The 24229-nt window shown below is 36.0% G+C and carries 26 protein-coding genes and 1 tRNA gene; 20 read left to right on the forward strand and 7 right to left on the reverse strand.

Translation table 11 applies throughout. The annotated features are described in order from the left end of the window. The first annotated feature begins 150 nt into the window (after nt 1-150). From abc-f to JL53_RS05340, 8 genes are all read left to right on the forward strand, one after another. Complete coding sequence (abc-f, locus tag JL53_RS05305; RefSeq protein WP_038406985.1) at nt 151-1722, forward strand: ribosomal protection-like ABC-F family protein; 1572 nt, start codon at nt 151-153, stop codon at nt 1720-1722. A gap of 122 nt (nt 1723-1844) precedes the next feature. Beyond that, nucleotides 1845-2873 carry a permease gene (locus JL53_RS05310; protein ID WP_038406986.1) on the forward strand — a complete coding sequence of 343 codons (1029 nt, stop codon included), beginning with the start codon at nt 1845-1847 and terminating at the stop codon, nt 2871-2873. Between the two features lie 18 nt (nt 2874-2891). After that, nucleotides 2892-3731 carry a TIGR03943 family putative permease subunit gene (locus tag JL53_RS05315; RefSeq protein ID WP_003719123.1) on the forward strand — a complete coding sequence of 280 codons (840 nt, stop codon included), beginning with the start codon at nt 2892-2894 and terminating at the stop codon, nt 3729-3731. 90 nt (nt 3732-3821) lie between these two features. Next, nucleotides 3822-4742 (forward strand): type I pantothenate kinase, encoded by a 921-nt coding sequence (coaA, locus tag JL53_RS05320; protein ID WP_003719124.1) that lies wholly within the window; start codon nt 3822-3824, stop codon nt 4740-4742. Between the two features lie 113 nt (nt 4743-4855). Then, nucleotides 4856-5578, forward strand: coding sequence for an ABC transporter ATP-binding protein (locus tag JL53_RS05325; RefSeq protein WP_038406987.1), 723 nt, complete (start codon nt 4856-4858; stop codon nt 5576-5578). After that, entirely contained in the window at nt 5578-6693 is a 1116-nt protein-coding gene (locus JL53_RS05330) for an ABC transporter permease (protein ID WP_038406988.1), read from the forward strand. Before JL53_RS05325 ends, JL53_RS05330 begins: the two co-directional genes overlap by 1 nt. Before the next feature lie 21 nt (nt 6694-6714). Beyond that, a complete protein-coding gene (locus JL53_RS05335) occupies nt 6715-7371 on the forward strand; it encodes a TetR/AcrR family transcriptional regulator (RefSeq protein ID WP_074673825.1) in 657 nt (218 codons plus the stop codon). A gap of 96 nt (nt 7372-7467) precedes the next feature. Then, nucleotides 7468-7887 (forward strand): VOC family protein, encoded by a 420-nt coding sequence (locus JL53_RS05340; protein ID WP_003719130.1) that lies wholly within the window; start codon nt 7468-7470, stop codon nt 7885-7887. Between the two features lie 54 nt (nt 7888-7941). On the opposite strand, the gene ltaS is transcribed toward JL53_RS05340, so the two are convergent. Continuing rightward, complete coding sequence (gene ltaS / locus JL53_RS05345; RefSeq protein WP_003719131.1) at nt 7942-9903, reverse strand: lipoteichoic acid synthase LtaS; 1962 nt, start codon at nt 9901-9903, stop codon at nt 7942-7944. 261 nt (nt 9904-10164) lie between these two features. On the opposite strand from ltaS, the gene JL53_RS05350 reads away from it, so the two are divergent. The 4 genes from JL53_RS05350 (at nt 10165) to lplA1 (ending at nt 13426) form a co-directional block, all read left to right on the forward strand. Then, on the forward strand, nt 10165-10785 hold the full coding sequence (locus tag JL53_RS05350) for a DNA-3-methyladenine glycosylase (protein WP_038406989.1): 621 nt from the start codon (nt 10165-10167) through the stop codon (nt 10783-10785). Nucleotides 10786-10893: 108 nt separating this feature from the next. Next, nucleotides 10894-11559, forward strand: coding sequence for a class A sortase (locus JL53_RS05355; RefSeq protein ID WP_038406990.1), 666 nt, complete (start codon nt 10894-10896; stop codon nt 11557-11559). Nucleotides 11560-11676: 117 nt separating this feature from the next. Beyond that, the gene (locus JL53_RS05360) at nt 11677-12408 is read left to right on the forward strand and encodes an MBL fold metallo-hydrolase (RefSeq protein ID WP_038406991.1); all 732 of its coding nucleotides are present in this window, start codon (nt 11677-11679) and stop codon (nt 12406-12408) included. Between the two features lie 22 nt (nt 12409-12430). Then, entirely contained in the window at nt 12431-13426 is a 996-nt protein-coding gene (gene lplA1, locus JL53_RS05365; RefSeq protein WP_003719136.1) for a lipoate protein ligase LplA1, read from the forward strand. 38 nt (nt 13427-13464) lie between these two features. Here the strand turns inward: lplA1 and JL53_RS05370 are convergent, their stop codons facing one another. Continuing rightward, nucleotides 13465-14070, reverse strand: coding sequence for a TVP38/TMEM64 family protein (locus tag JL53_RS05370; RefSeq protein ID WP_003719137.1), 606 nt, complete (start codon nt 14068-14070; stop codon nt 13465-13467). A gap of 255 nt (nt 14071-14325) precedes the next feature. Here JL53_RS05370 and JL53_RS05375 point away from each other — a divergent pair. From JL53_RS05375 to nfsA, 4 genes are all read left to right on the forward strand, one after another. Further along, nucleotides 14326-14396, forward strand: a tRNA-Gly gene (locus JL53_RS05375). Nucleotides 14397-14502: 106 nt separating this feature from the next. Then, the gene (gene queG, locus JL53_RS05380; protein ID WP_038406992.1) at nt 14503-15636 is read left to right on the forward strand and encodes a tRNA epoxyqueuosine(34) reductase QueG; all 1134 of its coding nucleotides are present in this window, start codon (nt 14503-14505) and stop codon (nt 15634-15636) included. A gap of 20 nt (nt 15637-15656) precedes the next feature. Then, on the forward strand, nt 15657-16166 hold the full coding sequence (gene trmL / locus JL53_RS05385; protein ID WP_003719140.1) for a tRNA (uridine(34)/cytosine(34)/5-carboxymethylaminomethyluridine(34)-2'-O)-methyltransferase TrmL: 510 nt from the start codon (nt 15657-15659) through the stop codon (nt 16164-16166). Between the two features lie 21 nt (nt 16167-16187). Beyond that, complete coding sequence (gene nfsA, locus JL53_RS05390; protein ID WP_003719141.1) at nt 16188-16928, forward strand: oxygen-insensitive NADPH nitroreductase; 741 nt, start codon at nt 16188-16190, stop codon at nt 16926-16928. A 44-nt stretch (nt 16929-16972) separates the two neighbouring features. On the opposite strand, the gene JL53_RS05395 is transcribed toward nfsA, so the two are convergent. The 5 genes from JL53_RS05395 to JL53_RS05415 form a co-directional block, all read right to left on the reverse strand. Next, nucleotides 16973-17134, reverse strand: coding sequence for a lmo0937 family membrane protein (locus tag JL53_RS05395; protein WP_038406993.1), 162 nt, complete (start codon nt 17132-17134; stop codon nt 16973-16975). A gap of 85 nt (nt 17135-17219) precedes the next feature. Continuing rightward, on the reverse strand, nt 17220-17684 hold the full coding sequence (locus JL53_RS05400; RefSeq protein ID WP_038406994.1) for a low molecular weight protein-tyrosine-phosphatase: 465 nt from the start codon (nt 17682-17684) through the stop codon (nt 17220-17222). Nucleotides 17685-17702: 18 nt separating this feature from the next. Further along, the gene (locus JL53_RS05405) at nt 17703-18452 is read right to left on the reverse strand and encodes an SMI1/KNR4 family protein (protein WP_038408171.1); all 750 of its coding nucleotides are present in this window, start codon (nt 18450-18452) and stop codon (nt 17703-17705) included. A gap of 111 nt (nt 18453-18563) precedes the next feature. Continuing rightward, entirely contained in the window at nt 18564-19526 is a 963-nt protein-coding gene (locus JL53_RS05410) for a hypothetical protein (protein WP_038406995.1), read from the reverse strand. 10 nt (nt 19527-19536) lie between these two features. Next, nucleotides 19537-21339, reverse strand: a complete 1803-nt coding sequence (locus JL53_RS05415) for an HSP90 family protein (protein ID WP_003719146.1) — start codon at nt 21337-21339, stop codon at nt 19537-19539. A 201-nt stretch (nt 21340-21540) separates the two neighbouring features. Between JL53_RS05415 and fri the strand changes: the two genes are divergently transcribed. The 4 genes from fri (at nt 21541) to JL53_RS05435 (ending at nt 24035) form a co-directional block, all read left to right on the forward strand. Further along, the gene (fri, locus tag JL53_RS05420; protein ID WP_003719147.1) at nt 21541-22011 is read left to right on the forward strand and encodes a non-heme iron-binding ferritin Fri; all 471 of its coding nucleotides are present in this window, start codon (nt 21541-21543) and stop codon (nt 22009-22011) included. 237 nt (nt 22012-22248) lie between these two features. Next, on the forward strand, nt 22249-22557 hold the full coding sequence (locus tag JL53_RS05425) for a HesB/YadR/YfhF family protein (protein WP_038406996.1): 309 nt from the start codon (nt 22249-22251) through the stop codon (nt 22555-22557). A 110-nt stretch (nt 22558-22667) separates the two neighbouring features. Continuing rightward, nucleotides 22668-23798: an MBL fold metallo-hydrolase gene (locus JL53_RS05430; RefSeq protein ID WP_003719149.1), complete on the forward strand. Its 1131-nt coding sequence runs from the start codon at nt 22668-22670 to the stop codon at nt 23796-23798. 9 nt (nt 23799-23807) lie between these two features. Next, nucleotides 23808-24035: a DUF3006 domain-containing protein gene (locus tag JL53_RS05435; RefSeq protein ID WP_038406997.1), complete on the forward strand. Its 228-nt coding sequence runs from the start codon at nt 23808-23810 to the stop codon at nt 24033-24035. Nucleotides 24036-24229: the final 194 nt, after the last annotated feature.

The raw sequence follows: 24229 nt of genomic DNA on the forward strand, positions 1-24229 counted from the left end.
ATAAGAAAAAATGAAGAAAGCTATCTTAATTTAGGATAGAAACTATTTTTTCGGACGGGATTCGTATGTTCATTTCGCATGATAACACAGCCATCATTTTTTTGGCGTAGTTTGCGGATTCCTCTCTGAAATTTCAGGAGGTTATTTTTTGTGTCTATAATCGAAATAAATCAATTGAAAATAGAAGTGGCAGATCGCGTGTTAGTTGAAATTCCGAACCTACTCGTAAACCCAAAAGCAAGAGTCGGTATTATCGGCCAAAATGGGCTTGGTAAAACAACGCTTATCGAAGTTATCGCGGGTGTCCAAGAACCAGCTGGAGGTAAAGTTACTATTCAAGGAAGGCTTGCTTACATTAAACAACTGCCAACAGATAAAAGTACAAAAAGTGGTGGGGAAAAAACAAGAAAAGCAATCCAACAAGCAATGCGCCAAAATCCGAGTGTTTTGCTAGCAGATGAACCAACTAGTAACTTGGATGTGAAAAGCGTAAAACACTTAGAACGACAGTGGAAAGACTGGCATGGTGCCTTAATTATCATCTCGCATGACCGGGCATTTTTAAATAGTCTTTGTACGGAAATCTGGGAAATTAAAGACCAAAAAATCCAAGTATACCAAGGAAACTACCAAGCCTATTTAAAGCAAAGAAAACAGCAACAAAACCAAGCAGAATTGGCCTACAAAGAATTTAAAAATAAAAAGAAACAATTAGAAGCTTCTCAAAATTACCATGAAGTCGAAGCAGGACGAATTGTAAAACCCGGAAAACGACTCAATGCGAAAGAAGCAAGCGCCTTTAAAGCTGGAAAAAGGACACAGCAGAAAAAGCAACATAGCACTATTAAGGCACTTGATAAGCGAATTGAACGGCTTGGAAACGTGGAAAAGCCACATAAAGCGAAACCAATAAAAATTTCCACCCCAGAGAACCGAATAATAAAAAAGGGAAATACCGTTCTAACTGCCATAGAAGCAACATACGAAATTGCCGGAAAAAAGCTATTCTCAACAACGGACTTTTCTATTAAGTCAGGAGACAAAGTAGCACTAATTGGCGAAAATGCCAGTGGGAAAACGAGCTTTTTAAAACAAATCCTTCAAAATAATTCTAAGTTAGTATGCAGTAATCAAGCAAAAATTGCCTATTTTGATCAGGAACTACAAGGTTTAGACTTAACAAAAACATTATTAGAAAATATGACAGACATTAGTGTTCAAAGCAAACAAATGACTAAAGAAGTCCTTGGAAGCATGCATTTCAAAGAAACAGATTGGCTCAAAAAAGCGAGCTTACTTTCAGGCGGAGAACGAGTAAAACTACTCCTTAGTATGCTCCTTGTAAGTGATGCAAATTTCCTAATCCTCGATGAACCAACGAATTACTTAGATATTTTTGCAATGGAGGCATTGGAAACGCTAATTCAAAATTTCACAGGTACCGTACTTTTTGTTTCCCATGATAGAACTTTTGTAAGTCAAGTAGCAGAACAGCTTCTAGTTATTGAATCAGGCAAAATGGCTTTTTACCGAATGACCATCACGGAATATGAGGCTAGTATAACGCCAAGTCGTATTACAGAAGAAGATAAGCTTATTCTGGAAATGCGAATGTCTGAAATTGCCGCCAAGCTGATGCAGCCTAACCTAAAGGAAGAAGATAAGGCATTACTGGAAAAAGATTACCAAGAAGTTATTACAAAAAGAAGACAGTTCAATTGAATTGTCTTCTTTTTTGAAGATAGAATGTAATAAAGTTAACTACTTCACCTTTTGCTTGATTTCTTCAAAAGATAGGCTTAGAATCAAATAGTTATTAAAAGAGCAAAGAAAGAAGGAATCCCATGTTTAGTCATCTTCCGGATTCATTCCTACAAATGAACACTATTTTTATCTCTATTTTGATTGAGGCATTACCATTTGTGCTTATTGGAGTGTTTATTGCCGGTTTTATCCAAATGTTTATTTCAGAAAAATTCATCGCGCGAGTAATCCCTAAAAATAAATTTCTAGCAGTCATTGTTGGTTCGTTAATAGGTGTATTTTTCCCTTCTTGTGAGTGCGGAATTGTTCCGATTGTACGTAATTTACTCGCAAAAGGAGTACCACTTCACGCTGGAATTGCTTTTATGCTTACAGCTCCAATTATTAATCCTGTTGTATTATTTTCGACTTATGTGGCATTTGGTAGTACATGGGAAGTTCCGCTACTACGCGTTGCTGGAAGTCTCGTCGTTGCATTAGTTGTTGGCAATATTATCGCTTATTTTTATAAAGGGACAGGACTTAAGGATCGTTTTCTAAAATATGAAACTGCCGGTGAAAAAATGGCAGTACCAGCTGCGAATTTAGCTACGGTTGGTCCAAATAATGGAATGGTTACTCCTCATTTCCAAGTTTTAGAGGCGGAGACAGAAGCTAACCATATTCACCACCATCACCATCACGGCGAAGCACATATTCACGTGGAAATGCCGCTAAGCCAAAAAGTATGGCATACAGTACAACACGCTGTAGATGAGTTTTTCTCGGTTGGAAAATACTTAGTTTTTGGTGCTTTGCTAGCTGCAGCAATGCAAACATACATCAAAACATCTACGCTAGTTTCTATTGGTCACGGACCTGTGCTATCGATTTTATTGATGATGGTACTCGCATTTGTGCTTTCACTATGTTCCGAAGCAGATGCTTTTATTGCTGCTTCATTTCGTAGTGTTTTCTCCACCCAGTCTATCGTTGCATTTTTAGTGTTCGGTCCGATGCTGGATATTAAAAATTTAATGATGATGTTAGGGGCATTTAAAGCAAAATTCGTGCTATTAATTGTTACTAGCGTTACGATTGTTGTCTTTTTATATGCTTTGGTTATTTAAACGAAAGAAGGTGAACAAATGTTTCGTGTGTTTATTTTATTTGGATTTGGCTTTTATTTAATGCAGCTCCATATTTCAGGGGATATAAGTAAATATATCAATATGAAGTATTCTTATTTATCATTTTCAGCAATGATTGCTGCTTTTTTACTTGCAATTGTACAGCTTATTATGGTTTTCCGAGATGAAGATATTGGTGCAAAAACAGAGCACCTAGGACATACTCATGAAGGAGAAAATACGTTTTGGAAAAAAATTCTAGTATACGGATTACTTTCTTATGCTTTAATTGCTGGATTTATGTTTCCAGTGGCGACACTTGATTCGACAATAGTTTCTGCGAAAGGATTCCACTTTCCGAAAAATAATGAAGCAGGGGATGATCCCTATGCCGCGAACCAATTTTTACGTCCAGATACAAGTGGCTATTTTGGTCAAACCGATTATGAAAAAATGATGGAAAAAGAAAAAGCAACAATTATTGATCAAAACCCTATCAAAGTAACTGATAGTAATTACTTGATGACAATGGAGATTTTATATAATTATCCTGGTGAATTTGCAGGAAAACAAATTGAATTTACTGGTTTTGTTTACAACGATAATGTGACGAAAGATAATAATTTATTTTTATTTCGCTTTGGTATCATTCATTGTGTGGCAGATTCTGGTGTGTTCGGAATGCTCGTTCAAATGCCTGAGAAAACTAGCTATTCAAATGATACATGGCTTTCTGTGAAAGGAACCATTGCCCAAGAATATTATGCTCCTTTCAAAATGACGATTCCCTCTGTCAAAGTGGATTCATACAAAGAAATAGGGAAACCAAAATCAGTTTATGTCTATCGTAAATATTAAAATCGCTACTTGCAGATTTAATCAGCTTGCGTTATCCTTATATAAAGCTGTTTACGTTTTCACGAATGAATAAAAGGATGGAACAATCGAATGAATGATTATAATCACTACTTCCATTTCCAAAGAGAAGAATGGCGCAAGCTGGAAGTGAGTAAAGACCAAATTTTAACTGCCGAGGAATTGGAAGAAATTCGTGGTTTAAACGACCGGATTTCACTGCAAGATATCTCGGAAATTTATTTACCGTTAATTAAATTAATTGCGATTCAATATCATGAAGCCATTTTTATCCACGGGGAAAAAATGGAATACTTAAAGAAAAAAGAATCACGCGCACCGTTTATTATTGCACTAGCAGGAAGTGTTGCTGTCGGTAAAAGTACAACGGCACGTGTTTTTAAGCTAATGCTAGATCGCTGGTTCTCCAAAACAAGACAAGTAGAGCTAGTAACAACAGACGGTTTTTTGTATCCAAATAAGGTATTAGAAGAACAAGGAATCATGAACAAAAAAGGATTCCCAGAAAGCTATGACCGCGAACGCTTTGCCAAGTTTTTAACGGATCTAAAAGCGAATAAAGAAGATGTAGAAGTACCACTTTACTCACATTTCACCTATGATGTGTTAGAAGAGGTCCGGACAATGCATAATCCTGATATTGTCATTATTGAAGGGATCAATGTCTTACAAGCCGATCAACACGAAAGCTTATTTCCAAGTGACTTTTTTGACTTCTCGGTTTATATGGATGCAGCTGAAGACGATATTAAGAAATGGTATTTAGAACGTTTCTTTATGCTTCGTGAAACAGCTTTTCAAGATGAAAGCTCTTATTTCCATCCTTATACGAAAATTAGTAAACAAGAAGCCGAAGATTTTGCGCTAGATGTATGGGATACGATTAATGGCGTCAACTTAAAAGAAAATATCGAAAAAACAAAGTATCGAGCGGATCTAGTCCTTCATAAAGGCACTGATCACCTTATTTCCGATATATATTTACGAAAATAACCGATTGCCATTAGAGGAGAACTTCTAAAAGCATTCGGTTTTTCCTTTACTTTTACATAAAAATGCGTACAATTAGAAGTGAGTAATCACTCATTTTAAAAGGAGGGAAAATAATGACAGAAATAGCAATTAAAGTGACCAATTTAGATGTTCAAATTGGCAAAAAACAAATTTTGTCTAATATGTCACTCGAAATCAAAAAAGGAGAAATTTTTGGCTTAATTGGACCATCTGGAGCAGGTAAAACAACGCTTGTAAAAACGATTATTGGTATGGAAAAAGCAACAACAGGACAAACAGAAGTACTAAACAAGGTGATGCCAAGTCTGCCTGTCATTAGTAAAATTGGTTATATGGCTCAGTCTGATGCACTTTATACTGATTTAACAGCGAAAGAAAATCTCGATTTTTTTGCTTCACTTTATTCTATCAAAGGTAACACTAAGAAAGAGCGAATATGCTATGCCGCTGATTTAGTTAATTTACAACCTGATTTAACGAAAAAGGTGAGCAATTATTCCGGTGGTATGAAGCGTCGACTTTCACTTGCTATTTCTGTCCTTGCTAATCCTGATGTCCTTATTTTGGATGAACCAACAGTTGGAATTGATCCAGAATTACGTAAAAGTATCTGGGATGAACTTGGAGAACTTAAGGCGAATGGCAAATGCATCCTTGTAACGACGCACGTGATGGATGAGGCCGAAAAATGCGACCGGCTTGCGATGATTAGAAATGGAAAAATAATCGCTGTTGGGACGCCTCAGGAGCTCTCAAGCAAAACGTCCTCGGGAAAACTTGAAGATGCCTTTTTAGAGTTTGGAGGAGAAAGTTGATGCGGATTTTTGCTATTGTTAAACGAATCATTAACCAATTTAGACGTGATAAACGCACACTTGCCTTAATGTTTATTGCGCCACTGCTGTTGATTACATTATTAACCTATTTATTTGAAGGGGACACAGTAAAACCGGTTGTTGGTGTGAGTGATATTTCCGACTCTATGATAAAAGAACTAAAGGCTAACGATTTAACTATTAAAAGCTACCCGGAAAATACAAATGTTGGCGATAAAATAAAGGATGCCGATTTAGATGCCTTTTTTCAACAAGATGGCGATAAAATAGCAGTAACTTACGAAAATAGCGAACCATCCATCAGTAAAGAAATTGGTTTAAAACTACAAAAAACATTAATGCAAGAGCAACAAAAACAAGTGAAAAGTCAGGCAAAAGCAACTGGAGAGGCGCTTGCAAAGGCCGGGATAGACCCAAACACCATTCCTTCACTTTCAACTAGACCTGAAAAGTTAACCATTTCAACCGATTATGTATATGGCGATAAAGATACTAACTTTTTTGATACTATAAGTCCGATTTTCATTGGCTTTTTTGTCTTCTTCTTTGTCTTTCTAATTGCCGGTATATCTTTCTTAAGAGAGCGAACAACTGGGACATTAGAACGTTTAATGGCGACACCAATCAAAAGAATCGAATTAGAGCTAGGCTATTTAATTGGCTTTGGAATTTTCGCTTTGCTTCAATCGATTCTTGTTGCAGTATTCTCGATTCAAGTATTAAATATGATGCAAAATGGTTCCTTGTTCTATGTCTTGTTAATTACGCTAACCTTAGGGCTCGTATCACTTGCACTGGGAATCCTGCTTTCGACATTCGCGAATAATGAATTCCAAATTGTCCAATTTATACCAATTGTCATCGTTCCCCAAATCTTGTTCTGTGGCATTTTCCCGCTAGATGGAATGGCGGACTGGCTCGTATGGATTGCTCATATTATGCCACTTTATTACGGAGCAGATGCTTTAACGACTATTATGGTAAAAGGGGAAGGCTTTGCATCATTTGCTACAGATTTTTACATTTTACTTGGATTTGTTCTCGTATTCGTCGTATTAAATATTTTTGCTTTAAAAAAATATCGAAAAGTCTAATCAGAAAGGAAGCGATCGAAAGTGGATGCAGAAGGAGATATCTTGCGCCAAATGCTTGATTTAACAGAAAAAGAAACAAAAATGAGTGATAAACAACGTCGGATTGTAGCTGCTTCCATCGAATTATTTGCAGAGAAAGGTTACGCTGGAACATCAACAAACGAAATCGCCAAGAAAGCAGGCGTCGCTGAAGGAACCATTTTCAGGCATTATAAAACCAAAAAAGATTTACTTATGGCAATTACAATGCCGACTTTGATTGGTGGTGTTATTCCTTTCTTAGCGCAAAGCTTTGTCAAAGAAGTTTTTGAAAGTGAGTATCCAGATTTCCAATCATTTATTCGAGAAATCATCGTGAATCGATTTGATTTTGCTAAAGAAAATGGAAAAGTTATCAAAATTTACTTCATGGAATTGTTTTATCATGATGAGCTACGGGCTCAATTTTCCGAAATTTTTATGACCCATGTGAAAGGCCAATTTGATCAAATGATTGATTACTATAAAGAATGCGGCGAAATTGTTGATATGCCAAACAGTACTATAATGCGGGCTTTAATAACGAATATCGTTGGTTTTATGCTAACAAGGTTTGTTGTGATGCCAGAAGCTAATTGGGACGATCCAAAAGAAATTGATGATACGGTGTTGTACATTATGCGTGGATTAGGTAAGTAAACGAACAAAACGGTAATTAGAGATAACATAAAAGGGCTTAAACATTAAAATTCTCTCTTTGCATGAATTAACAATAATGAAAGAGGGCGTTAGTCAGTGAAGCAATCGATTGTGCATATTGCATTAGTTGTTAAAGATTATGATGAAGCTATTCAATTTTACACAGAAAAATTGAATTTTGAATTAGTGGAAGATACCTATCAATCTGAACAAGATAAAAGATGGGTAGTAGTTGCTCCACCTAATTCTAGAGGAACAACGATTTTACTTGCAAGAGCCTCCAAACCAATTCAAACTAATTTTATTGGTAATCAAGCAGGAGGAAGAGTCTTTTTGTTTCTAGGAACAGATGACTTTTACCGGGATTATAATAATATGATAGAAAAAGGAATAGAGTTTGTAAGAGAACCAAAGACGGCGGATTACGGGGAAGTTGCAGTATTTAAAGATCTATACGGAAATTTATGGGATTTGGTTCAATTCTCGGAAAATCATTTAATGAATGGACGAATCTAATAACTAGTAAATAAAAAGAAGCGAGCTCCGATAACGGGAAACTCGCTTCTTTTTTTACTTATCATCTGAATCTGTTGTTTTTTTCTTGTTATAGTTATATTTACTTGGATCTACTTTTTCAAAGCCATCAGGAGCATAGAAACGTAACAAGTCACCTTGTAAGACCGAATCAGACAGTTCTAGCTCTTTCGCTACTTTTTCTTTCGTGTCTTTCATTTCTTTTGTTTCTGTCGCAATTGGTTCACCTGATTTTTGGTTATACATATTGCCACCAATCATGGAATAATCAGGAGTAATATAATCACCATTTCGGAATGGAACTAGTTGCTTATGGTCTTTTGAAAGTAAGTCTGTACCAAATTGCAAGTATTCTTTGTTATCAATGCCAAGTAAATGAAGTAACGTTGGCAAGAGGTCCACTTGACCGCCATATTGTTCTTGAACGCCACCTTCAACACCAGGAACATGAATCATTAAAGGAACACGTTGCGCTTGAGCATTTTCAAAAGAGTTGTATTCTTTACCAAGAATTTTTGTCATTGCTTCTTCATGATTATCAGAAATACCATAGTGATCACCATACATAATAATCACAGAATTATCGTAAAGTCCAGATTTCTTCAAGTAATCAACAAAACTTTTCACGGATTCATCTAGATAACGTGCTGTTTGGAAATACGTATCAACGGATGAATCACCAGTTGTCGCTGGAGCAATCGTTGCGTCCTTCTCATCAATTGGATAAGGGAAGTGATTGGTTAGCGTAATGAATTTGGTATAGAATGGTTGCGGTAGGGAAGATAGGTATTCTTCAGACTCTTGGAAGAACGGCTTATCTTTTAATCCATAGTTAGAAACATCCGCTTCATTCATATCATAGTAACTAGCATCAAAGAAGTGATCATAACCAAATTGTTTATAAATTTCGTCACGATTCCAGAAGCTCTTATAGTTACCGTGGAATACAGCGCTTGTATAACCTTGTTGACCTAAAATAGCAGATGCAGATTCATAAGTGTTTTGACCTTTTGTTGTAAAGGCAGAACCTTGAGCTAATCCGTAAAGCGAATTCTCTAGTAACATCTCAGAATCAGCTGTTTTACCTTGACCAGTTTGGTGGAAGAAGTTTGTAAAGCTTAGTGTATTTTGATCTTTAAAGAAAGAGTTAATAAATGGCGTTACTTCTTCTCCGTTTAATTTATAATTCACTAGGAATTGTTGGAAACTTTCTAAATGAATATAAATAACATTCTTGCCTTTTGCTTTACCATAGTATTCTGGGTTTGGCGCGGCATATTTTGATTTCGTATAATTCAGTACTTCTGTTACATCACTACTATCAGCAAGAGCTCGCTGCGTGGAAGATTCTGTACTTTTCACTGCATCATAAATTTGATAGTTAGTCATACCAAGATATTTTACAATATAATTTCTATCAAATGTTCTTGTTAATAATTGCGGACGATCAATTTCAGCAAGTCCTAAGTTAGCAAAGAACATGGCGATACCAAGTGTAAGAACACCAACCACTTTTCTTGCACGAATACGGGCGGATCTATCAGGTTTTACAAAGCGGAAAGCAAGCAGTGCAATTAAAAGCACAATGTCCACAAAGTAAATAATATCATGCCAGCTGAGTAATGCTGTGATACTGCTACCCATGTCACCCATATTTTGCATTTGCTTTGGATTTAGATTCGGAAGTGTAATAAAATCACTAAAGAATCGGTAGTACACAATATTTGCGTAAAGGATAAAAGTCATTAAAAAATCAATGACAATGATCCAGATAAAGGAACGACGCCCTTTCGCGAAAAGCGCGAGACCTAAAAAGAAAATGGCCCCACTTAACGGATTAATGAACAGCAATATTTGCTGCATAACATTTTCAATTCCAAGTTTGAATTCCATTTGATATGCAATATACGTTTTTAGCCAATAAAGAATGACGGCTAGAACAAAAAATCCATAATTCTTGCTTAAAAACGTTTGGATTTTTATTTTCCAATCCTTCATGAAACACCTCTCCTACACACTATTTACTCGATTTATTTGTTTTTTGAAATGAAAAAAAGAAGCTGTATTTATGTAAAAAAATAATACCATACAGCACCCACTTTAACATAATTCTAACACAAGATTAATAAAAGGCAAGTTATAACACATGCGACTCAAGGATGATTTTGACTGAAATAGACCTATTTTACTAGGTGAAAAAAGACCAAATAAGCGTCGATTTCTGCTAAAATTAAGAAGAAAAAAGAGAGGTGGAAAGTGATGCCAAAAATTTCTAGAGATTTTTTCGAAAATAAGCCAACGATTGAAGTAGCACGAGACTTGCTTGGCATACGTTTAGTTCATGAAACAAGAGACGGCTTACTGAGTGGTTACATCATCGAAACAGAAGCCTATTTAGGTGTCACTGATAGGGCAGCGTATAGTTTCAATAATCTTCAAACGAAACGAACGAATATTATGTTTCAATCAGCAGGGGCGGTTTATATGTACCAGATGCACCGCCAAGTATTACTTAATTTTATTACGATGAAAGAAGGCATTCCGGAAGCGGTTTTAATACGAGCTTTGGAACCTGACGAAGCCTCCAAAAAGCAGATGGAACATAATAGAAATGGGAAAACGGGTATAGAGTTAACAAACGGCCCTGGGAAAATGACACAAGCGCTAGGATTAACTATGCAAGATTACGGGAAAACTCTCTTTGATAGCAATATCTGGTTAGAAGAAGCAAAAAAACCACATTCAATAGAAGCAACTAATCGAATTGGTGTACCTAATAAAGGTATTGCCACCTATTATCCGCTCAGATTTACTGTCAAAGGTAGTCCCTATATTTCAGCTCAACGAAAAGGACTAATTTCCACGAACATTTGGCAATAAATTTACAAAGTTGTCACAGATAGAGCATATTCTTTGAATTGCTTATCAATATTCTTTGCTTCAAAAGGATGGCTACTATATAATAAAATAGTTACAAGGAGGAATTATATGTTAAAGAAAACAATCGCAATAATTATTTTAGTCATCGGTTTACTATTAATTTTTTCCCCATTCATTAAAAATGGGATCGTAAAGTATTTAAGTGGGCACGAAACTATCGAGCAATATCAGCCAGAAGACATTAAGAAGAATAATGATAAAGAAGCTACTTTTGATTTTGAAAGTGTGCAACTTCCATCGATGACCTCTGTTGTCAAAGGTGCAGCAAATTATGATAAAGATGCTGTTGTTGGTTCTATTGCGGTTCCTTCTGTAGATGTTAATTTACTTGTTTTTAAGGGAACAAATACAGCTAATTTACTTGCTGGAGCAACAACTATGCGGTCTGATCAAGCAATGGGGAAAGGTAATTATCCACTCGCTGGACACCATATGCGTGATGAATCCATGCTGTTTGGTCCAATTATGAAAATCAAAGAAGGCGACAAAATTTACTTGACTGATCTAGAAAATCTATACGAATATGAAGTAACAGAAACAAAAACAATTGATGAGACTGAAGTTAGTGTTATAGATGAAACAAAAGATGCAAGAATTACGCTAATTACATGTGATAAACCAACTGAAACAACGAAACGCTTTGTGGCAGTTGGTGAACTAGAAAAAACAGAAAAACTAACAAAAGAACTTGAAAATAAATATTTCCCTAAATAAAAAGCAAAGACAGCTAATTTTTAAAGCTGTCTTTGTTTTTTTTCTGGATAATTTCTCCTTTTATTCCAAATGTTGTATCATATAAGGGAGGTTTATATTGAGAAAGGAAGTGCAGTGATGAAACTAACCGTTTTTGGACATTGGGGTGGCTATCCGGTTGCAAATGAAGGGACATCCAGCTATTTGCTAGAAGAGGATGGCTTTAAACTGTTAATCGATGTTGGTGCAAGTGCCGTTTCTATTATGCAAAATTATATCGACCCAGATGAAATTGATGCGGCGATAATTTCTCATTACCATCCAGACCATGTAGCAGATGTAGGGATTTTGCAGCATATTCGTCTATTATCACCCAAAAAGAAAAAAACGCCCATATTACCAATCTATGGACATAACGAAGATGAACGCGGCTACTCTTATTTAGAAATGCCAAATGTCACCAAAGGAATAGCATATAAAGCAGATGAAACTTTAGAAATTGGCCCATTTAAAGTTACTTTTTTAAAAACTATTCATCCAGTTGTTTGTTATGCAATGCGGATAGAAGCAGCGGGGAAAGTGTTTGTATACACCGCAGATAGTGCTTACCAAGATAGCTTTATTCCTTTTTCGGAAGAAGCAAACTTACTTGTAGCTGATACGAATTTTTTCCATGACCTAGCTGGGAAAACAAAAGTGCACATGGCAAGCGTAGAAGTGGCAAAAATTGCGAAAGAAGCAAACGTGAAATCGTTGCTACTTAGTCATTTACCAGAAGTTGGAGATTTGGAAGTGCTGAAACAAGAAGCAGCAACGATTTATAAAGGAGAAATAGCACTCGCGTCAAAAGGGTTTACAAAAACATTTTAATATAGAAGGAGTAGATAGGGGTATGTACTTTGTAGATAATAATAATGAAAAAGACCCACGTATTAACTTAGCGGTGGAAGAATTTATTTTAACGGAATTACAATTAGATGAACCGGTGTTGTTATTTTATATCAATAAACCATCGATTATTATTGGGCGGAATCAAAATACAATTGAAGAAATCGATACAGAATATGTGGAAAAAAATGATGTGATTGTCGTTCGTAGACTTTCAGGTGGTGGTGCAGTTTATCATGACGAAGGGAATTTGAATTTTAGCTTTATTACTGAAGATGATGGTGAATCTTTCCATAATTTTGCGAAGTTTACCCAACCGATTGTAGAAGCATTGAAGCGACTTGGTGTAAATGCGGAATTAAAAGGACGAAATGATTTACTTATTGATGGTTTTAAGGTCTCTGGAAATGCTCAGTTTGCGACAAAAGGAAAAATGTTCTCGCATGGGACATTAATGTACAACTTGAACATCGACAATGTCGTGGCCTCGTTAAAACCGAGGAAAGACAAAATCGAGTCAAAGGGAATCAAATCTGTTCGAAGTCGTGTAGCTAATATTTCCGATTTTATGAAACAAGAAATGACAACCGAAGAATTCCGGGACTTGTTATTACTTTATATTTTCGGCGTGGATAAAGTGGAAGAGGTCAAAGAATACAAGTTAACTGAAAAAGACTGGGAAAAAATCCGAGAAATTTCTGCAAAACGTTACGGTAATTGGGAGTGGAATTACGGAAAATCACCAAAATTTGACTTAGACCGAACAAAACGTTTTCCAGTTGGATCTGTTGATGTTCGTTTGAATGTCAAAAAAGGAATTATCACGGATATTAAAATTTTTGGGGACTTCTTTGGAGTGAAAAATGTAGCAGACATCGAACAAAAACTGTTAAATGTCACTTATAAACGAGATGCTCTGGCTGAAGCACTATCTGATATCGAAGTAAAAGAGTATTTTGGAAACATTACAAAAGATGAATTTCTAGACTTACTTTATTAAAAAAACGGAAAGTACGCTAGTTTGACGTACTTTCCGCTTTATTTTAGATTTTTTCCAGACATCCAATGTTCCAATCGTTTTCCGACAAACCAAAGAATTACCACACAAAGGGTGAGAATAGCCAGCTTGAGGGGCTCATGAATCAAATCAACAAAATCATAACCAATGTAACTAATAGCAAAGACTTTGACAATTTTCCCGCCTATAAGGGCAAGAAGGAACTGATAGATTCTTATTTTCGAAAGTCCTGCAACAATGTTAACTGCAGAAGATGGGGTAAAAGGCATAACGAGTAAAATGAATATCGGACTGAAACCATGTCTATCAATCCATTCCATGACTCGTTTGATTTCTTTATGACCAGAAATAAATCGTAAAAAGCGAGTTTGTCCAAATTTTCGCGCAAGAAGAAAGACACAAAGACTGCCAGCAATTGCAGCGGTGACAGAAATGACAAATCCACCAAGTAGCCCGTAAGCATTCACATTCACGACAACAAATAAAATAAACGGTAAAAAAGGTAAAAATGCTTCAATGAAAGGTAATAGAAAAGCTAAAAGAGGTCCCAAACTCCGATACTCACTTAGCCAGTACATCAAATTATCATAAGAAAAGAAGTTCATCATATCCTGCCACAAATTCATAGAGAAGCCTCCAGTAGTCTACAAATAACATGCTTTATTTTCTCACATAAAAGGGATAAAGAGCTAATAAAAGAACTTGGAAAAAGATAAAAACCTAGCTTTACCCAGGATTTTATTTATCTTTATCTAGAAAAACCATTCTCTAATAAAGTAGATATTTTATTTTTAAAAAGAAATTATCGAAAAAGTCTTGTCAAAACTCGCGTGGAATGGTATTATATAAAAGTTGTTAAAACACTATGTACTACTTACTTTGCGGGTGTAGTTTAGTGGTAAAACTACAGCCTTCCAAGCTGTTGTCGTGGGTTCGATTCCCATCACCCGCTTTATATTTTAAAAAATTCTGTTATCAACGCAGTGTTTCGACCTTTTTAAGCGAAGCATTGCGTTTATTTTATTGCCCGAAAACAAGGAGAGGGGGGGCTTGGGAGCATGGATACAGAACCAAATTATAGTAAATTAAAAAAAGAATTTATTGCTTATGCATATGAAATTGGTATTCAAAAAATCGGCTTCACAACAGCTGACCCGTTTTTGTTTTTGAAAGAGCGTTTATTAGAATCAGAAGCATTAGATTTGTTTACAGGTTTTGAACATCCTGTTATTGACGAAAGGGTGTATCCAGAACTCATCTTCCAAGAACCACAGTCGATTATTGCGATTGCACTTGCTTACCCTTCCAAATTAAAAGAAGCACCAGTAAGTAAAAAAGAAGGAAGACGCGGTGTATTTGCTAGAGCTTCTTGGGGGATTGATTATCACACCATTTTACGAGAAAAATTAGCGCTACTAGAAACTTTTTTGGCCGAGCGATTACCAGATGTTCGGATGAAATCAATGGTTGATACAGGAGAACTTTCTGATGTAGCAGTTGCGGAACGAGCAGGTATTGGGTGGCGAGGGAAAAATACCCTACTGATAACCCCAGAATACGGCTCGTGGGTCTATTTAGGTGAAATGATAACTAATATTCCTTTTGAACCAGATCAACCCGCGAGTGACCTCTGTGCGAGTTGTAATCAATGCGTTAAAGCTTGCCCAACAAGTTCACTTCTTGGTGAGGGGAAAATGAATCCTAAAATATGTTTAAGCTATCTTACGCAAACAAAAGACTTCTTAGATGAAAAATATCGTGAAGTGTTGCATAATCGTTTGTATGGCTGTGATACTTGCCAAGTTGTTTGTCCATACAACCGGGGGCATGATTTTCATTTTCATGAAGAAATGGAACCAAATCCGGAACTTGTTCGTCCAGAATTGAAGCCGTTACTTAAAATATCTAATCGCGCATTTAAAGAGCAGTTCGGTGATATGGCTGGATCATGGCGGGGGAAAAAGCCCATTCAGCGCAATGCTATTATTATATTAGCGCGTTATAAAGATAAAACAGCTATTCCAGATTTAATAGAGTGTTTACAAAATGATCCACGACCAGTTATCCGAGGAACTGCTGGCTGGGCATTACGCAAAATTGGCGGTGATGAGGCAGAAAAGGCCATCGAAGAAGCTCTCCAAATCGAACAAGATGCGCAAGTACTCCAAGAATTAACAGCTATACCAAATTAATAGAAACCAGGTGAAAAGAAATGCCAAACCATATTGTACTTTATCAACCAGAAATCCCCGCAAATACAGGAAATATATCTAGAACTTGTGCTGGAACCGATACTTATTTACACTTAATACGGCCACTTGGTTTTTCCACAGATGACAAAATGTTAAAACGTGCAGGGCTTGATTACTGGGATAATGTAAAACTTACTTATTATGATTCTATCGATGAGTTTTTTGAGAAGAATCAAGGTGGAGAATTCTACTTTATTACTAAATTCGGTCGCCATGTTTATAGTGACATTGATTATAGCGATACATCGAAAAATTATTTTTTCATTTTCGGTAAAGAAACGACTGGATTACCAGATGCACTTTTACAAGAAAATGAAGAGAATTGTTTGCGGATTCCAATGACAGACCATATCCGCTCACTTAACTTATCCAACACAGCGGCTGTTTTAGCCTATGAAGCACTTCGTCAACAGAATTTTGGGGCGCTTTTACAAGAACCAAATTATGATAGAAAGATTTTTAAAGATTAAATTGTTTTAGGGGGGATTAAGGTGAATCAAGCAATTGACACGATACTAGGGCATTATTCAGTTCGGAAATTTGAAGATACGGCACTAACAAAAGAAGAACTAGCGATACTTATAAAAAGCGCACAAGCTGCTTCGACATCTAGTTTTGTTCAAGCTTATTCGATTGTCGGTATAGCGGATAAACAAATTCGTGAAAAAGTTTCCGCAATTGCTGGAAATCAACCATATACAGTCCAAACGGGGCAACTATTTATATTTGTCGCGGATTTAGCAAGACATCATACTATTTTAGAAAGCGAAGAATTAGATATAGAAGCACTGTCAACTTCGGAAAAATGGCTTGTCGCAGTAATTGATGCCGCTCTTGCAGCACAAAATATGGCTATAGCAGCTGAATCACTGGGCTTAGGTATTTGCTATATCGGCGGAATTAGAAATGATGTCGAAAAAATAGCAGAAATTTTAGAATTACCACCATATACGATGCCGTTATTTGGTCTGACGGTCGGACATCCTGTAACAAATCAAGAAGCGGCAAAGCCAAGATTACCACAAGAGTTGATTTATCACCAAAATACCTATCAAAAAATGAATCCAGCAATTTTAGCAGACTACGATGAAAAAATAAAACAGTATTATGATGATAGAACCGCTGGAAAACGTGTCGAAAGCTGGTCTGAACAAATCGCGCGTGGCTTAAGTAGGAAAAGCCGGCTAGATTTAAAAGCATTCTTAGAAAAACAACATTTAAGTCAAAAATAAAAAGAGAACACCCGCCGTCGAAACAGCGAGTGTTCTCTTTTGCTCTATTTGTGTTTGTTTCTAGCCATTTGAATTAAATTCCAAATAACAAGTATTAAAACAATAACGAGCAAGATATTAATTAATCCACCCGCAATATGGAAAATAATTCCAATTAACCATACAACTAACAAAATAACAATAATTCCCCAAATAAGTCCTAACATTAAAAAAACCTCTTTCTACATAAACATTTGAATGTACTGTAATATATTCCCGTAAGGCCTTACTTTAAACATAGGAGATGAAAAACTAATTAATTTGTTTCATTATATATCCAAGTAATGCTTTCACACCAGCCGTTACCATTTGTTCCGTTTCATTAAAGTCACCAGTATAGTATGGGTCAGGGATGTCTTTATCTTCCTGGCCTGGAACAAAGGACATCAGTGAGCGTATGGTTGCATTTGAATCATTTGCAAGCGAGCGCAAATCACTTAAATTTTGTTGATCCATCCCAATAATAAAATCAGCTTCTGCAAAATCTGTAGCAGAAATTTTTCTAGCTTTCATAGATTGGTAATCCACATGATGTTTTTTCAAAATTTCTTTCGTCCCTCTATGCGGTGGTTTGCCTAAGTTCCATGTGCCAGTCGCAGCAGAATCAATCACTATTTTATCCGTTAACCCAGCTTTTTCTACCTCTGCTCGGAAAAGTCCTTCAGCCATAGGAGAACGGCAAATATTTCCTAAACATACAAATACTACTTTTATCAATGTTTTTCCTCCTTCTAATCAATCAATCCATTCTTTTTTTAACAAAGCTAATTCGTTCCCATTTATCCCGTCACTTTTTGAAAGTAGATGAAAAATGGTCTCTACTAATTCAGGGACAAGTTTGCGCCTGAAATAAATTAATTGATTTTCAAATAAACTGTATGCAATTAAATTATCGGGGATTTCTTGTTTTTTTAAAAGCACAATCAGTGTTTCCAAATACCAGTTTTTATCCCCATAATCTTCCAATGTCTCCATTAATTGCTTGGTTTTTTGTACATTGCTTGAAGCGAGAATCTGATCTAATTTCTTCCGAGGAAAACGTTCAGCTAAATCAATCGGAAATGGACTGAAATAGAGCTGCTCCAAAAAATCCGTCAAATTTTCTGCCACAATAAGGGTCTGTAAAGTTTCAAAATCCACATAAATAATACTTGGATTTTCAATATCGTTACTGTAAGAAAAGCCGATATAGCGGGATTCGTCTTGATGAAAAAATACTTGTTTTCCCGCAAGCTCCACATCTTTTTGTTCTGGAATAGCAGGCAGCAATTCATTTAAACCTGCAAGATAATAAATTTCGCCAAAATCAAGCCCGTAAGAAGTAGGTTCCGTTGTTTTAAAATGGTTTTTCCTAATGAGTCCACCGTTTTGTTGCTGTATTAACTGTTTATATTCAACCGGCAAAGTGACTCCAAGTTCGATTTCTTTTGCTAAAATAGCTTGATTTGTCGCACCTTCGTGGTCATTTTTCACCCAAATACTCATCATCCTCAACTCCTCCCTGTATTATCCTAGAAAAACGCCACAAGCGCAAATAAAAAACATGACCAGAAAATACCGAGTTTTCGCGGTTTTTCTGGTCATGTTAGTAGAGAATTACATTAAACGTTCACTATAATAATTGTTTTCATTACGTGCATCAAATTTAGCCGTTAGTGACTTTGTTAACTCAATTAAATCAGCTTCGGTTTCTTTATCGAAAAGTGGGTAAGCTGCTTGTAAAAATAACAGTCGGTCGAGACCACTTTCAGATTGTAGCGCGGTTTCTTTATTTGCATTAATCACTTCCCGTGCTTTTTCCACTTGCTCGGTACGAACTAAGAAAGTAAGCAGATTAGCAAGTGACGAAATTAGTGCACCTTGATTTTTTACAAGTGGGTAACCTTTGTCAAAACACTCTTGCGCCATTTTTTCATGGCCAAGTTCTAAATAAGCAAGCGCCATATTACCGTAAGTTAAATGTGGAACCTCGGCACAGCGCTGTTTCCCTTTGATAATGGGCTTAGCAACTTTGACAGCTGTTTTGTAATCTTGGGCAAAACAATAATAATGTGCTTGATCATTCGTCTCACAAGCACCACAATCATTCAAATAATCCGCTTTTGTTGCGTGCCATTTTCCGAAAAATTGTTTGGCTTTTTCGGTATCACCCATGCGCATTGCTGCAAGCGTTGTAACCTTATAGTAGGGGCGTAGGGAATAATTATATTGTTCAAATTTAGCTTTCATATCTTGTAAAAGGGTGTCCACTTGCTTTTTAGAAACTTCTTCAAATGTTGGGATAGATTCGCTAATCCATTTGTATTTCCAAAGCATGTCGTAAGTATCAATGTCCTCTTCATCATCTTCCCATTTCTTCACTAACCAACTGAAGGCTTGGAGTTGTTTTTTCGGAAAGCCAATTTCCATACAAGTATCAATTAATATCTCACGTGCTTCAATAGAATTTGGTAAATCATTATACATATCTGCACTTGCAATCGCACGTTCAAGTACTTTAATTTTTTCAGCAGTATTTTCCATTTGCCATGCTATTTCTAAATCTTCTAAATAACTCATTGTGTGCCTCCTATAGCATTTCTAAAATTCTTAACATATTTTGGTTCATTAATTCCATTTCTTTGCGTTTAAGTGGATAATGGCCGAGCAACAACGCTTGAATATATAGCACATTGACGATAACACTAAGTTCATCCACTGTTTTACCAGATGTAAAAAGTCGTTTAATCAATTCATTATCCAAATTTAAATACAAATGAGCGAGCGGGGCAGGGGCTTGTTCCTTTTGAATACTTTCCAGAATATCACTGAAAACAGAACTAGTTTCTTCCGCCGCACGTTCTAATTCACGAGTCGCCTGAGTGGCAGTAGAATGAATGAAAATTATCGGCAAGCTTTGCGGTTCAAAATGTTTAATTGTTACATCCGCATCAAATTCCGCCATCATTTCGTTCATTTCCCGTAAAATTGGCTGATAAGAAGCTTCTTCTTCTAACGTCATTGGAAAAAGCTTATCGGTTATTTCTTCTGGTTGAATTAAAATAAAATTTGTTTCAGCTAGCAAATGGTTTAGCTGTGCCAAAATAGGCGTATCATAAGAATATCCACCATTTATTAGCGTCATCCCACTAGAACGAGCAATATCAGACATTTGTCTAAAATCATCGACAGAGAATGTATAATAAATAGTTGTTTCCTCTTTCAATATATCTGCTAACTTTTCTTCGCCGTTCAATGTTCTAAACGTCAAATATGGATAAATCAGTTGTAAAAAGGGAGTATCTTCACTTGCAAGCGCTTTAAAACCAAGATAATGCGTCATCAGTAATTTAGTGAGCGCTTTTTCCGGCAAAGTTTCGATTCCTTTTTTTAAGGCGGCACCAAGTTCGGTTGCGACAGTCGTTAAGCGCTCGTTTTTATAAAATGATTCTCGTGAGGCTACTGGTTGAAGTTCGTTCGTCCAAAGCACACATTCTGCAAAAAACGCCCAATCAGGCAGTACATTATTTGCTTCACTTGTGACAAACATATTATTTAAAAATACTGTTTGTTTTCGAACAGCATTCATTTGCACAGTATATGGAATCATATAAGCTATTCCATAAGTACGTCCAGAATCATTCTCAATTAAAAAATAATCTTCAAAATGCGTTCCGAGGATATACTCTCCGTAACGAATAATTTGCTCTCTAGAAAGATTTTTTAACATCTCTTTATCAGCAAACTGTTTTGTCCATTCGTTTATTTTTTCTTCATAACCATCTTTTTCTATTGATATAGTACTTTCTAAAGAGGAACCGTATTTTTTAAGTGTATTCATTAAATATTCGGTTTCTTCGCACTCAGGATGTTCTTCTAGACCAGCTCGAAGGCGCAAATATACCTGTGTTCCAGGCTCACGTGTTTCCGTCTCTAATTTTCGAACAGAGTAAGTTCCATCCGCTTTTCCGCGCCATTCAGTCGTTTCATTATTTTTTTTTGAAGTGGAAATCATCACAATTTCATCACTTACAATAAAACAAGAAAGTAAGCCAATTCCAAATCGTCCAATAAAGTCATTTGCTTCTTGTCCTTCAAATTTTTTCTCGCCTTTAGATGAATTAGCAATGGTTGCCAGAAACGCGTGAACTTCTTCTTCCGTTAATCCAATACCGTTATCTTCTAAAATCAATGTTTTTTCATCCGGTTTACCAGATAAAGAAACATGGATTTCTCCTTCTATTTCAGGTTCTAATTTTTTCCTAGCTCTAATCGCATCGGTAGCATTTTGCAATAATTCTCGAATATACACATCTTTTTCATCATATAAGTGATTAGAGAGGATATCAATCATACCAGCTAAATTCACTTGAAAGCGGTGAGAATAATCCATAAACTTGTCCTCCTTGTTGAATAAATCTAGTTTTTATTCTATCATAAAAGAGTAGCTAAAAGATGTGGATATTTGAAGAAATGTTTAATAAAAAAAATCAGTGGTAAATAGTTTGTGATGGTTTCCACACTGGACATGGGGAACGAAATAGATTATACTTATTATTAAGTGATAATCATTATAAACAGGAGGAAGATAAATATGAAAACAATCAATTCAGTAGACACAAAGGAATTTTTGAATCATCAAGTAGCGAACTTAAATGTATTCACGGTAAAAATTCATCAGATCCACTGGTATATGAGAGGGCACAACTTCTTCACTTTACATGAAAAAATGGATGATTTATATAGTGAATTCGGTGAACAAATGGATGAAGTAGCAGAACGTTTGCTAGCGATTGGTGGCAGTCCGTTTTCCACTTTAAAAGAGTTCTTAGAAAATGCAAGTGTGGAAGAAGCTCCATATACTAAACCAAAAACAATGGATCAATTAATGGAAGATTTAGTTGGGACACTGGAATTACTTAGAGATGAATATCAACAAGGTATTGAACTAACTGACAAAGAAGGCGACAATGTAACAAACGATATGTTAATTGCCTTCAAAGCAAGCATTGATAAACATATCTGGATGTTCAAAGCTTTCTTAGGGAAAGCACCATTAGAATAAATTATATAAAACTGTGTGGATATTTTATTTCCACACAGTTTTTTTGTGCATTCTGTTATAGTACAATAGTAATATTTTTTCGTTGTTTTAATACAAATTGGTTTGAAAAATTGTAGAAAGAGGTATATTAACTTCATAACAAAAAGCAGAAAAAGTGAATTTAAACGAAAATTCTGCTATTCTTAAGTAACAAAGAACGGGATTTCCGTACAAAAATTTGGAACGAGGAGTGATTGCATGAATATCGAGGTAACAGACCAAGCAAATAAATGGTTCCACGATGAATTTAATGTAGCAAATGGCAATGGCATCCGACTTTTTGCCAAGTATGGTGGTTCAAATAGTTCCTTGCACCCTGGTTTCTCCATTGGTTTAACCGCTGAAAAGCCGCAAGAAGCAGCAGTTTCCGAGAAAAAGGAAGATTTAGTTTTCTTCATTGAAGACCATGATTATTGGTACTTTAAAGATCATGATTGGAAAATTGACTATGAACCAAAAACGGAAGAAGTTTCATTTTCTTTTAAAGAAAAAGTGAAACAAGACTAACATAAATTGCCGTATGTAATCCATTTGATTTCATACGGTTTTTTCTTTAAAAAAAGCCTTTACTGTTTTCTTGCTGTTTGCTATTCTACTAAGAGAGCAGGAGGAATAGCATGACAAAGAAATTAGTAATATGTATCAGTATAATTGCGCTATTTTTAGGCGGTTGTAGCTTTTTAAATCAATCAGAAAATGCATCAAGTGTGACAGAAAAAACATTAACAGGAGCAGAATTCCAGTTTTTTGATGTTGGACAAGGTGATAGTACACTTATTCAGTCAGAAGATGGGACCACTATCCTGATTGATACAGGTAGACAAGATGATGACCGAATTTTAACTCTTTTAAAAGAAGCGAAGGTAGAGAAGATAGATTTATTGTTACTGACACACCCCCATGCAGACCATATTGGTAATGCAGATAAAGTAATTGCTACATATAAACCAAAAGAAATCTGGATGGACGGGCTACCTTTTTCCAGTAGTATTTACGAAAAGGTCATTGACGCAGCACTTGCTTCTAATGCGACTTATAAAGAACCAAGACGCGGTGATAAGGCTTCATTTGGTCCATTTGATTTGACGGTCCTAAGTCCGGATAAATTAGAAAATGATGCCAATAATGATTCGATAGCGGTAAAAATTTCCTATAAAGACATTTCAGCTATTTTCACTGGTGATGCGGAAAAAGGGCGTGAAAAAGAAATGGTCGAGTCTGGTGCGGATATGGAAGCTGATATTTTAGATTTAGGACATCATGGTTCTTCTACATCTAATCAACCTTTTTTCTTAGATAAAATAAATCCGCAAGTGGCTGTTTATTCTGCAGAACTTGCGAACAGTTATGGTCACCCGCACGTAGAGGTACTAGAATGGCTAAAAGATCGTAATATCAAAACATTTGGTACTGATGTAAATGGCACTATCACAATCGAAACAGATGGTGAAAAAATCCATGTGCAAACTGAAAAAGATGGGACACCCAAACCTGGGAGTAGCTACAACAAAGAAAATAGTACACAAAAAACAGAAGACGCAACTTCTGAAGAATTACCTGAAACAATCAATATTAATAAGGCCTCTAGCGAAGAACTGGAACTATTACCACTTATTGGCCCAGCACTTGCAGAGAAAATTATCGCGGAACGCCCCTATCAATCAATTGACGACTTGAAAAAAATTAATGGCATTGGCGATGGAATCGTACGGCAAATCAAAGAACAAGGCATTGCCGCCACAAAGTAGGTGATTAGCTTGAAAAAAGCAATTTTAGATAGAATTGAGGAAGGGAGAGCAGTTTTTCTGCTAGAGCCAGATAATACGGAATGGGTAGTAGAACAAACAAGACTAAATGAGGCGATAAAAGAAGGGGATGTAGTCATTATTTCAGCTACAAATGAAATAACAAAACAACCCCAAGAAACAGAAGCTATGAAAAAACGTATTGCTGATAAACTAGATAAACTCCGTGAGGAAAAGTGAGAAAAACTTTGTTGAAATCTCATGGAATTATCATTTGCTTATCAGCGCATTCTTTTTTAGAAAAGTTATTATATGTATAAGCTAACAACAAGCAAAACATTTTCATTTCTTTCCCTTTTTAGAATGAAAATCCCAAACTCCCTTTTAGCTAGTGCGGTTTACTCCCTTTTTCCGCACTAGTTTTTTTATGCGCA

It is taken from the genome of Listeria ivanovii subsp. londoniensis (assembly GCF_000763495.1).
GTDB lineage: Bacteria > Bacillota > Bacilli > Lactobacillales > Listeriaceae > Listeria > Listeria londoniensis.

Bases quoted from the DNA above. Each gene is read 5' to 3' on its own strand.
- JL53_RS05330 (WP_038406988.1), top strand. From the start codon at position 5,578: ATGCGGATTTTTGCTATTGTTAAACGAATCATTAACCAATTTAGACGT.
- ltaS (WP_003719131.1), bottom strand. From the start codon at position 9,903: ATGAAGGATTGGAAAATAAAAATCCAAACGTTTTTAAGCAAGAATTAT.
- queG (WP_038406992.1), top strand. From the start codon at position 14,503: ATGGATACAGAACCAAATTATAGTAAATTAAAAAAAGAATTTATTGCT.
- coaA (WP_003719124.1), top strand. From the start codon at position 3,822: ATGAATGATTATAATCACTACTTCCATTTCCAAAGAGAAGAATGGCGC.
- JL53_RS05430 (WP_003719149.1), top strand. From the start codon at position 22,668: ATGACAAAGAAATTAGTAATATGTATCAGTATAATTGCGCTATTTTTA.
- JL53_RS05410 (WP_038406995.1), bottom strand. From the start codon at position 19,526: ATGAGTTATTTAGAAGATTTAGAAATAGCATGGCAAATGGAAAATACT.
- JL53_RS05350 (WP_038406989.1), top strand. From the start codon at position 10,165: ATGCCAAAAATTTCTAGAGATTTTTTCGAAAATAAGCCAACGATTGAA.
- JL53_RS05355 (WP_038406990.1), top strand. From the start codon at position 10,894: ATGTTAAAGAAAACAATCGCAATAATTATTTTAGTCATCGGTTTACTA.
- trmL (WP_003719140.1), top strand. From the start codon at position 15,657: ATGCCAAACCATATTGTACTTTATCAACCAGAAATCCCCGCAAATACA.
- JL53_RS05315 (WP_003719123.1), top strand. From the start codon at position 2,892: ATGTTTCGTGTGTTTATTTTATTTGGATTTGGCTTTTATTTAATGCAG.
- JL53_RS05360 (WP_038406991.1), top strand. From the start codon at position 11,677: ATGAAACTAACCGTTTTTGGACATTGGGGTGGCTATCCGGTTGCAAAT.
- JL53_RS05395 (WP_038406993.1), bottom strand. From the start codon at position 17,134: ATGTTAGGACTTATTTGGGGAATTATTGTTATTTTGTTAGTTGTATGG.
- JL53_RS05425 (WP_038406996.1), top strand. From the start codon at position 22,249: ATGAATATCGAGGTAACAGACCAAGCAAATAAATGGTTCCACGATGAA.
- JL53_RS05415 (WP_003719146.1), bottom strand. From the start codon at position 21,339: ATGGATTATTCTCACCGCTTTCAAGTGAATTTAGCTGGTATGATTGAT.
- lplA1 (WP_003719136.1), top strand. From the start codon at position 12,431: ATGTACTTTGTAGATAATAATAATGAAAAAGACCCACGTATTAACTTA.
- JL53_RS05370 (WP_003719137.1), bottom strand. From the start codon at position 14,070: ATGAATTTGTGGCAGGATATGATGAACTTCTTTTCTTATGATAATTTG.
- fri (WP_003719147.1), top strand. From the start codon at position 21,541: ATGAAAACAATCAATTCAGTAGACACAAAGGAATTTTTGAATCATCAA.
- JL53_RS05310 (WP_038406986.1), top strand. From the start codon at position 1,845: ATGTTTAGTCATCTTCCGGATTCATTCCTACAAATGAACACTATTTTT.
- JL53_RS05405 (WP_038408171.1), bottom strand. From the start codon at position 18,452: ATGAGTATTTGGGTGAAAAATGACCACGAAGGTGCGACAAATCAAGCT.
- JL53_RS05325 (WP_038406987.1), top strand. From the start codon at position 4,856: ATGACAGAAATAGCAATTAAAGTGACCAATTTAGATGTTCAAATTGGC.